The 9,011-nt window shown below is 37.6% G+C and carries 8 protein-coding genes; 1 reads left to right on the forward strand and 7 read right to left on the reverse strand.

What is annotated here, in order from left to right:
- Positions 1–56 precede the first annotated feature (56 nt).
- From VIO64_RS14675 to VIO64_RS14695, 5 genes are all read right to left on the reverse strand, one after another.
- Positions 57–1,937, reverse strand: a complete 1,881-nt coding sequence (locus tag VIO64_RS14675) for a DUF4914 family protein (RefSeq protein ID WP_331919529.1) — start codon at positions 1,935–1,937, stop codon at positions 57–59.
- Between the two features lie 144 nt (positions 1,938–2,081).
- A complete protein-coding gene (locus VIO64_RS14680) occupies positions 2,082–2,459 on the reverse strand; it encodes a DUF2294 domain-containing protein (protein WP_331919531.1) in 378 nt (125 codons plus the stop codon).
- Positions 2,460–2,722: 263 nt separating this feature from the next.
- Positions 2,723–3,535: a zinc transporter ZupT gene (gene zupT, locus VIO64_RS14685; RefSeq protein WP_331919533.1), complete on the reverse strand. Its 813-nt coding sequence runs from the start codon at positions 3,533–3,535 to the stop codon at positions 2,723–2,725.
- Between the two features lie 84 nt (positions 3,536–3,619).
- The gene (thpR, locus tag VIO64_RS14690; RefSeq protein ID WP_331919535.1) at positions 3,620–4,171 is read right to left on the reverse strand and encodes an RNA 2',3'-cyclic phosphodiesterase; all 552 of its coding nucleotides are present in this window, start codon (positions 4,169–4,171) and stop codon (positions 3,620–3,622) included.
- 201 nt (positions 4,172–4,372) lie between these two features.
- Positions 4,373–6,163, reverse strand: a complete 1,791-nt coding sequence (locus tag VIO64_RS14695) for a phosphoenolpyruvate carboxykinase (GTP) (RefSeq protein WP_331919537.1) — start codon at positions 6,161–6,163, stop codon at positions 4,373–4,375.
- Between the two features lie 561 nt (positions 6,164–6,724).
- On the opposite strand from VIO64_RS14695, the gene nfi reads away from it, so the two are divergent.
- The gene (gene nfi, locus VIO64_RS14700) at positions 6,725–7,399 is read left to right on the forward strand and encodes a deoxyribonuclease V (protein WP_331919539.1); all 675 of its coding nucleotides are present in this window, start codon (positions 6,725–6,727) and stop codon (positions 7,397–7,399) included.
- Positions 7,400–7,512: 113 nt separating this feature from the next.
- Here the strand turns inward: nfi and VIO64_RS14705 are convergent, their stop codons facing one another.
- Positions 7,513–7,968 (reverse strand): DUF6985 domain-containing protein, encoded by a 456-nt coding sequence (locus VIO64_RS14705; RefSeq protein ID WP_331919541.1) that lies wholly within the window; start codon positions 7,966–7,968, stop codon positions 7,513–7,515.
- Positions 7,965–8,663, reverse strand: coding sequence for an HNH endonuclease (locus VIO64_RS14710; RefSeq protein WP_331919543.1), 699 nt, complete (start codon positions 8,661–8,663; stop codon positions 7,965–7,967). The genes VIO64_RS14705 and VIO64_RS14710 overlap by 4 nt, the downstream gene beginning before the upstream one ends.
- Between the last annotated feature and the right edge of the window lie 348 nt (positions 8,664–9,011).

The raw sequence follows: 9,011 nt of genomic DNA on the forward strand, positions 1-9,011 counted from the left end.
CAATAAAAGTTATAAATCTATTTACATTTGTCTGTCGCAAGTCCCGCTAATATATATTACATCCTTATAGGAATAAGTTCAAGATATTCTTCCAATTTACCATCATTCAAGCAGCACATGATGATATCCTTCCCAAGCGGATTGAGATCTGGAGTTAAAAACTTTTCCAGTTCTTTTTTAAAGAAGGATGCGAGCATTTTAGCACCTTCATCATAACCGCTATTACCTACTTCAGGCTGAAGGTTGGGCTGAAGGAAGCCTTTTGCCAGGAATGTACCATCCACCTTCAGTGTCTCCAATGAATATCCCATAAGGGAGCACCTTGATTCAACTAGCTGATCAGCCCTGAACTTTGCTGTCCCTCGTCTGGCAAGATATTCCCTTGCAACCCATTGAGGCATAAAGCCCACCTTATAAGCACCTATATGCTGATTGGGTATCAATATATACCTTGTCGCTGATGCTGATATAATCTGGTCAAGCAAAAGATTTGCCTGATCAACCATCTTTCCGGTTGCAAATGGCCAGTACGATCCTACACCTTCACTGCTCATACCTTCTGAATCAGTAATGCTTGGATTGTCATGCCCCCTTGGAGCAACCAACCTCCACAACCACGCAAGGCTTGGTGGGAGGATATGAAACACTCCCATTATACCATAAGACGGCTTTTCTTTTGTGCATGGAGGAGTTCTTACCCCAAAGCTTCTTACATCAATTTCAACCGATTCATCCACGATATCGGGTATAAATCGTCTTGGCATGATTACTCTTGGGTTTGGACATGGCTTTCCAGGTTCATCCATTGTATGCTCCCATATCAGGCATGTAGATCCCGGCATGCCTTGCAGGTTTAAAAAGATAAGGGGCTCTTTTGGATGTATGCACAATTTCTCATAGTGAGGATCAGTTCCATATTTACTTATATGATTTATTCTAAGAAACCATCCTGTCTCTGCATCTTTGACAACAAGCTTCCTGCTGTCATTCTGTATTGCAGGATGACAAAGTGCCATATCATCGGTAACAGGCTGCAGCTGACATGTTTCTTTCAATTCCAGATATGTTTTTTCCTTTGTAACGGTGTTTTGTGCAAGTATAATTCTCCCGTCCAGTTCTTTATGAATTTGTTCGAGCATCTCGCTTTTACCGCCGCCGCTTGCCCCTTCATGCATTATAGTTATTATATTCTCATAAGGAGTAATAACTTTAACAGTAGATGCATGAACAGTGACCCATCCTTCAAGCTCCCCAATATGGAGCAGTACGCCATATATACCCTTTTTCGCACTGGGCCCTGGATACAAGTTATATGAAAATAGTTCGTGCATATCGTCAAGCCTGTTATGGACCACTACCTGCTTACCCTCAAAGTGAGTATGTCTGTAAGGAGGAGCCAGATATATAACTGCTTTCGGCTTAAACCCATAAGGTATTTGATCTCTTGGAATAAAGCCTTGCAGATCGGCCAGTCCTGCAGCAAAGAAACCTGCATTTGCCGGTGCAACCAACAGTGCCGGGTACCCGAACTCAGTACCACCTGCCATAAAAGGCATAATTATAAGCTCCTGGCCTCCAAGCCAGTCAAATGTCAAGCATCGAAGTGGCAAAAAGTCCTCACCGAATATATCCCTGTATCTGGGTTTGTCTGTTTGTCCGCTGTCGGCAACTACCATACAGTCAGGATCTCTCCTTCTCATGTACATATCCATATAGTTTACAGCAGCACCGTTTTTGCATTTTACAACAGTAGCTTCAACTATTTTACCCTGTCCCGGAACATCATATGAGACCTCATAGGTCATATTTCCCTCGTCACCTGTGGCAAGAGCCAGCAAGTGGCTTCTATTTTCAGGAATAATAGCATTGACACCACTTTGGATTATTTTTTCCAATTCATATGGCAAAACAATTCTCTCTAAAAATTTATTATTCATATAAAACTCCTCCTCAAAATTTCATTGTTAATTTTAAAACATCAAAAAAGCCAATACTTAAAAACCTGAATCATCAGGTAATAAATATTGGCCTACACTACAACAAGTACTCTGTACCCTTTGTCTGGTCAACCAGTGTATATTTTATTTTACTTCCGGGAACTCATTTTCCAAGGTAAGTACCATTACCTTCTCGCCTGTCTTTGTACTAACATCGGAATGCATGCTGACAATCTCTGAATTAACAATATCCTTTATAAGATCTTTTAGATGACTGCTTGCGTTTTCAAACAAAGCTGTCCGCATATCCTTAATAAGCTTTATACCCTGGTTGTTTTCAGCAAGCTTTTGCTCAGATTGACTAAGAAAACCATCAATAAATATCAGAATATGATTTTTAATAATTGTAGTCTTAATGTCCTTAGGGCCGCGACCCATATATTCCTTCTCAAACTTACTTACTGCATCGCTTATCTGTGCTTCAATTTGACCCCTTGTGAATTTAGGTGTACCGAATTTCAATTGCACCATCCTCGCTATAGCTCAATTATACTAAAGCTAATTCTTTAGATATAATAGCAATTTGACTTAATACAATAATACATTAGAACTGGAGATATGTCAAATGGTTATTTGAATATTTTATCGCATTTTCTTGCATATTTTATTTATTATACTGCATGACGCCAGATGATTATTACCTTTTTTGCAAGTTTATGTGGTCCATATTGCATTTTATTTCTTTGGTATATTGATTCAAATTAAGCATAAATACCATATCAGCCTTATATAAAAAGGAGCAAACTTACAGCCATAACCATCATACCAGCTACAAGACCATATATGGAAAGATGGGCTTCCCCATATTCCCTTGCAGTTGGCAAAAGTTCATCCAATGAAATAAATACCATTATACCTGCCACTGAAGCAAATAACACCCCAAAAACCACATCATTGAAAAACTTGAAAAGTATCAGATATCCTATAATTGCACCTACAGGCTCCGATAGCCCCGAAAGAAATGAAAGCTTAAATGCCTTTTTCTTGTCATCTGTGGCATAGTAAATGGGTATAGCTACTGCAATTCCCTCAGGCACATTATGGATTGCTATTGCAACAGCAATTGCTATACCAAGGGAAGGATCCTTGATAGCTGATGTAAATGTTGCAAGGCCTTCGGGAAAGTTGTGAATTGCTATTGCAAGGGCAGTAAACGTTCCCATCCTCATAAGCTTTCCGCGATCCACACTTGATTTGCTTTTATTTATATCTTCTACCCTCCTGGTCTCATGAGGATTTTCTACAGAAGGAACAAACTTGTCAATGGCTGCTATTAGGAATATTCCTCCAAAAAACGCACCAACTGTAGCCCAAGATCCGGCAGTCACTCCCAAGGATTCCACCAAAGAAACTTTTGCCTTAAAAAATATTTCTATCATTGATACGTATATCATTACTCCTGCTGAAAAACCAAGAGCAACGGAAAGGAATTTTGTATTGGTTTTTTTGGTAAAAAATGCAAGCACGCTTCCTATACCTGTTGATAATCCTGCAAATAGCGTCAATCCAAATGCCACTATAATATTATGTATATCCATAAACTCACTCTCCTGATGAATACTGCTTTAATGATCCCCTAACTAAATACCCAGAATTATATAAAATATAACAATCAAATCTATTTATACAAGCTTATAATCCGCTACTTTTGTATATACTCTTTTATTGGCGATTTGCTCACTCTTAAACAAATGTAGATTTCTCACATCTACAGTACTAAAATCAAGCTCCCCAATTGATTTGCGTATCTCCTCAAAACTACATTCGAAAACAATATCCTGACCAATGGTAACATGAGGTTTATAGCTTCTTTTTTCAGGTACAAAGCCTATAGTTTCCATTGCTCTATCTATATCCATATGCAAGGCTCCCAGTTCCTTAATATCTCCGCCGAGCCCCAGCCATAAAACACGGATTAAATCTCTTCCGTTAAAAATCCCCATGTCCTTTATGATAAGTCTAAATGGCTTTAAGTTATTACAAATTTGATTCATAGCACTATCTATTTGTGCTTGCTGGCTTAAGCTTATATCATCTAAAAACTTCAACGTCAGGTGAAAGTTATCGATATGTTTCCACCTACCGCGTACTGCATACTGTCTTAGCCTTTGCTGAAGCTCATATATTTTATTTCTCTGGTCCTTATCAAAATCAATCCCAATAAATGCTCTCATCTCCATCTCCCATACAATAGATGCCTAATCAATTACTATTATTGCTATTATTACTATTATATCAAAATACTATTACAGTTCAGAATTTTTCATGTAAAATACACCGCAATTTACAAGACATAAATAAAAACGATTAATACGCCGTCCTTTGACAACCTATTAACCGCTTTTATATCTAAATGACTTTAATTATGTTTGAAATTACTCCTGAAGTCTTTTTTCTAAAGCTTCAAGCTGTGCACTTAACTCCTTAGGCAACTTCGCACCGTATTTAGCATAGTGATCTTTAATGGAAGCCACTTCTTTAAGCCACTCATCCTTGTTAACCTTGAGAAGTTCAGCCATATCTTCTTCACTTACCTTGAGTCCTTCAGTGTCAATTGCATCAGTTGTAGGCATATAACCGATAGCAGTCTTAACTGCTTTACCTTCGCCTGATACTCTCTCACAAACCCACTTCAACACACGGCTATTCTCACCAAATCCAGGCCACAACCATTTTCCGTCAGAATCCTTACGGAACCAGTTAACATAGAACAATTTTGGAAGTTTGTCAGCAGATGACTTTGTTCCAATATTGAGCCAGTGTTGTAAATAGTCACATACATGGTATCCCATGAATGGAAGCATCGCAAATGGGTCACGACGAACCTGGCCGATATTGTCAGATATAGCTGCAGCAGTTATTTCTGAACCCATTATTGAACCCATGAATACACCATGGTTCCAGTCAAAGCTTTCATGAACCAATGGAATAGTACTTGGACGACGTCCACCTACCAATATTGCTGAAATAGGCACTCCTGCAGGATCTTCCCACTCAGGAGCTATAACAGGACACTGGCTTGCAGGTGCTGTAAAACGTGCATTAGCATGTGCAGCTACCTCTTTTGAATCTGGAGTCCAGTCATTTCCTTTCCAATCTATAAGGTGTCCAGGTGCATCATAACCTATACCTTCCCACCAAACATCACCATCATCAGTTAATCCCACATTCGTAAAGATGGTGTTCTTTTCTATACTATACATTGCATTTGGATTTGAATCCATGGAAGTTCCCGGAGCAACACCGAAGAAACCTGCTTCAGGATTTATTGCATACAAACGACCATCAGAACCGAATTTCATCCATGCTATATCGTCACCGATAGTTTCAACTTTCCAACCAGGAATAGTTGGTATGAGCATTGCCAGGTTTGTCTTTCCGCAAGCACTTGGGAAAGCTCCTGCAACATATTTTTTATTTCCTTTTGGATCAGTTATGCGCAAGATAAGCATATGCTCAGCGAGCCAGCCTTCATCACGAGCCTGAACTGATGCAATACGAAGTGCAAAACATTTTTTACCCAATAAAGCATTTCCGCCGTAACCTGAACCATATGACCAGATTGTTCTTTCTTCTGGGAAATGACTTATGTATTTCTGTTCAATTGGAGCACATGGCCATGATGAATCCTTTTGCCCTTCAGCTAAAGGAGCACCTATTGAGTGTACGCATTTTACAAAGTCTTCATCTCCAAGAACATCAAGAACTGCTTTCCCTATACGAGTCATGATACGCATATTCACAACAACATATGGGCTGTCTGAAAGTTCAACACCAATTTTAGAAATAGGTGAACCTATAGGTCCCATTGAGAAAGGAATAACATACATTGTTCTTCCCTTCATACATCCCTTGTATAAGCCTCTCATTGTTGCCTTGAGTTCTTCGGGATCAACCCAGTTGTTTGTAGGTCCAGCGTCTTCCTTATTTTTTGATGCTATATAAGTCCTGTCTTCTACACGAGCGACATCGGAAGGATGGCTGCGGAAAAGATAACATCCAGGACGCTTTTCAGGATTTAATGGAGTTGCCATTCCGCAATCAACCATTTCCTTTAATAAACGATCATTTTCTTCCTGTGAACCATCGCACCAATAAATTTTGTCCGGCTGACACATATCAGCTATTTCTTTTACCCAATCAAGCAATTTTTTATTAGTTGTCATTCAGAATCTCCTCTCAAAATAATTGTTTGATAATTTTCTAACAATTAAAATTAAATTTTTATACATTGATATACCTACTTTTCAGTGGTTATCCTATGTGCTTTAATAAATTTTAATACAATCCTAACACAAAAATATGAAATTTTCAATAAATAATTATGCAAAATCCATTGAATTTCTTAATTTTAACAAACACAAGGTATTCTATGCAACTTTGTGCCAATAGTTCCAAACAATACCTTGTGAAATAAAGTTCATAATTACAATTTACATTTCCGCATTTTTACTTATTGTCCTCCAACCCCTCTCCGACCTCGAAAGCTACCCTGATTCTGGAAACTGAAGCAAATCATTGCCACGGAAGGCTGCCTGGATTGGTCAGACGGGCCCTGTACCATTCCTAAGCTACCTGCAGCTATCAGCACGCCTCCGTTTAATAAAAATGAGCTTAAATTTTATCTCTAGTTGGTACCTTGCTTCACTTTTGCCGCAAAACTATAAAATTTTAGGCTTAAATGTGTTATAATAATCAACAATATTAAATAGAGAGGTACTGATATTATGAATCCCGTATTTCAACATCCTTGGGATTTGAGCGAACCTGAGGCATTAGTTCTTCAGCAGGAACTAGCTAAGAAAGTAATAATGGAGGATGATTTGGATGATATCAAATACATAGCCGGAGTTGATGTTGCCTATGATGACAAAAACGATCTTCAAATTGCTGCTGTAGCTGTTTTAGATTCTAAGACGCTGGATATCGTGGAGGTATCAGTAGTTGAAGATGTTTCACATTTTCCATATATACCTGGCTTATTTTCCTTTAGAGAACTTCCTTCCCTTGCCAAAGCTTTTGGAAAACTCAAAACCACTCCGAATCTTGTGGTTTGTGACTGTCAAGGAATAGCACACCCAAGAAGGTTTGGACTTGCATGTCATTTGGGCATATTATTTGATGTACCAACTATAGGGTGCGGGAAAACAAGGCTTCATGGGCAATCGGAAGAGCCTGGATTAAAAAGGGGTGACACTGCACCCCTTATAGATAATAAAGAAATTATCGGTAATGTTTTAAGAACTCAAGATAATGTTCGGCCTGTCTATGTATCGGTTGGACATAGGATATCCCTTAAGACCGCCTGCGATTGGATCATCAGGTTATCTCCTAACTATCGTCTGCCTGAAACCACAAGGCATGCCGATCATGCTGTCCGCATAGCTTTAAAGGAAGAATAGTTGTCGTTTCACCCAAATTTCCTCTTGATGACTAACTCCTTTAAATACATACTGAATCCTACTATTGGAGCAAAACATTGTCTATATGAACTCTTGTATGCTTTTTATATGAGCTAAATAAGTACATCTTGTTCATCAATTGAAATTTCATTATTTGTAAAAATAATAGCAATTCCATGTTCTTGTTCCCAAGCACAATCACATAAATAACCATACTGTCCTTTTCTAGTAAAGTAAATGGTCCTCACCTTTATAAGTTTTATAATTAAATCCCGATTAATATGATCCTTGTCTATCTTTTCCGGTATTTCTATCATTTCTGAAATGCTTTCATAATTATTTAAATAATACTCTAGTAACTTATCTGGTATGTCTTGCTCTAACTGACTAAACCTATTTTGAAATTCAAGGAATGCTTTTCTTTGAATTTCCAATATCTCCTGTCCTTCATATGCCTGAGCAACTATCCTTACATCTAATTGTCTTCCTAAAATAGTATATTTCTCTATTCTGACCCAAGATGAATCATACTCCATTTTGCCAAAAGCTTCATCGATTATTTCACTCATAACCATTCCTCCAAAATAATTTCTTGCTTCTTTTCTGATATACCTCCCGAATGAGACATATTATTGTGGACTGCAGAGGGCACTTTATCCATTGTTTTGCAATCTCTTCTTTCATGCCATGTATAACCGTTTTCTTTTCTCCAGTCGTAAACAGCTTCGGGAGAACAGTTTCTCTTCTTTGCTTCAGCTTCATCTGCCTTTGTAAAATTCTTATCACGATCCTGAGAAAAACCTTCTATACCAACAGTCCCTCTTGACAGTATTGAAAAATCTGGTTCTCCTTCTCTATATTCAATACCGTCAATTCCATAAGTGGCAAGTATCTGTCCCCATGTTTTATTATGTGGATTGGCTTTACCAGGAATTTTATCACTATTTGGTACCCATTTTGAATTTCCTATAGCGTTTGTCCAATAGCCCTCAGATTTTGGAATATACTTACATTTAGATGTGGCTATTAAATCAGCAACTAATGCTGCCAAATCTTCTTCTGGCAAACTATCAAATCCTTTCATTTCTTCTGAAAGCACTTTTTTGACTTCTGCAGCACCCTTCTTTTTTATTCTCTTCTTTACAGCTCCAACCATTTTATTAATATCTTTACTAGGTACATTTGGATTAAGCTTTTTTACAATTATATGCAACATACATCCTTTTCCAGGTGTTGCACCAACTATAGATTTTTTTGCCCCCATAATTCACCAACTTTCCTCATCAAATATAATATTGCTGGCGATTACATTCTTTATCTATGGCTTATTCAGCCTAATATCTATTATTTTCTATATAATATCATTTTCCTTACTTCATTTCAATAATAACCCATTTATCCAATAATTCGACGAAAATTTCAATATGCCAAACTTTTGATTGTCAATAAATACAAAAGATATATAATAGTAATTATTAGTGTTGCATAAAAAACTTTAATAAAAATCAACTGTAATATTTACCTGTAAAAATGTGAAAGCTCCTTTGTTAATATCAAGTGGGTTGGCCTGACAAGCAACCACAATAATTAACTAAGGAGCTAATGATATGGT

Origin of the sequence: Pseudobacteroides sp. (assembly GCF_036567765.1) — a bacterium.
GTDB lineage: Bacteria > Bacillota > Clostridia > Acetivibrionales > DSM-2933 > Pseudobacteroides.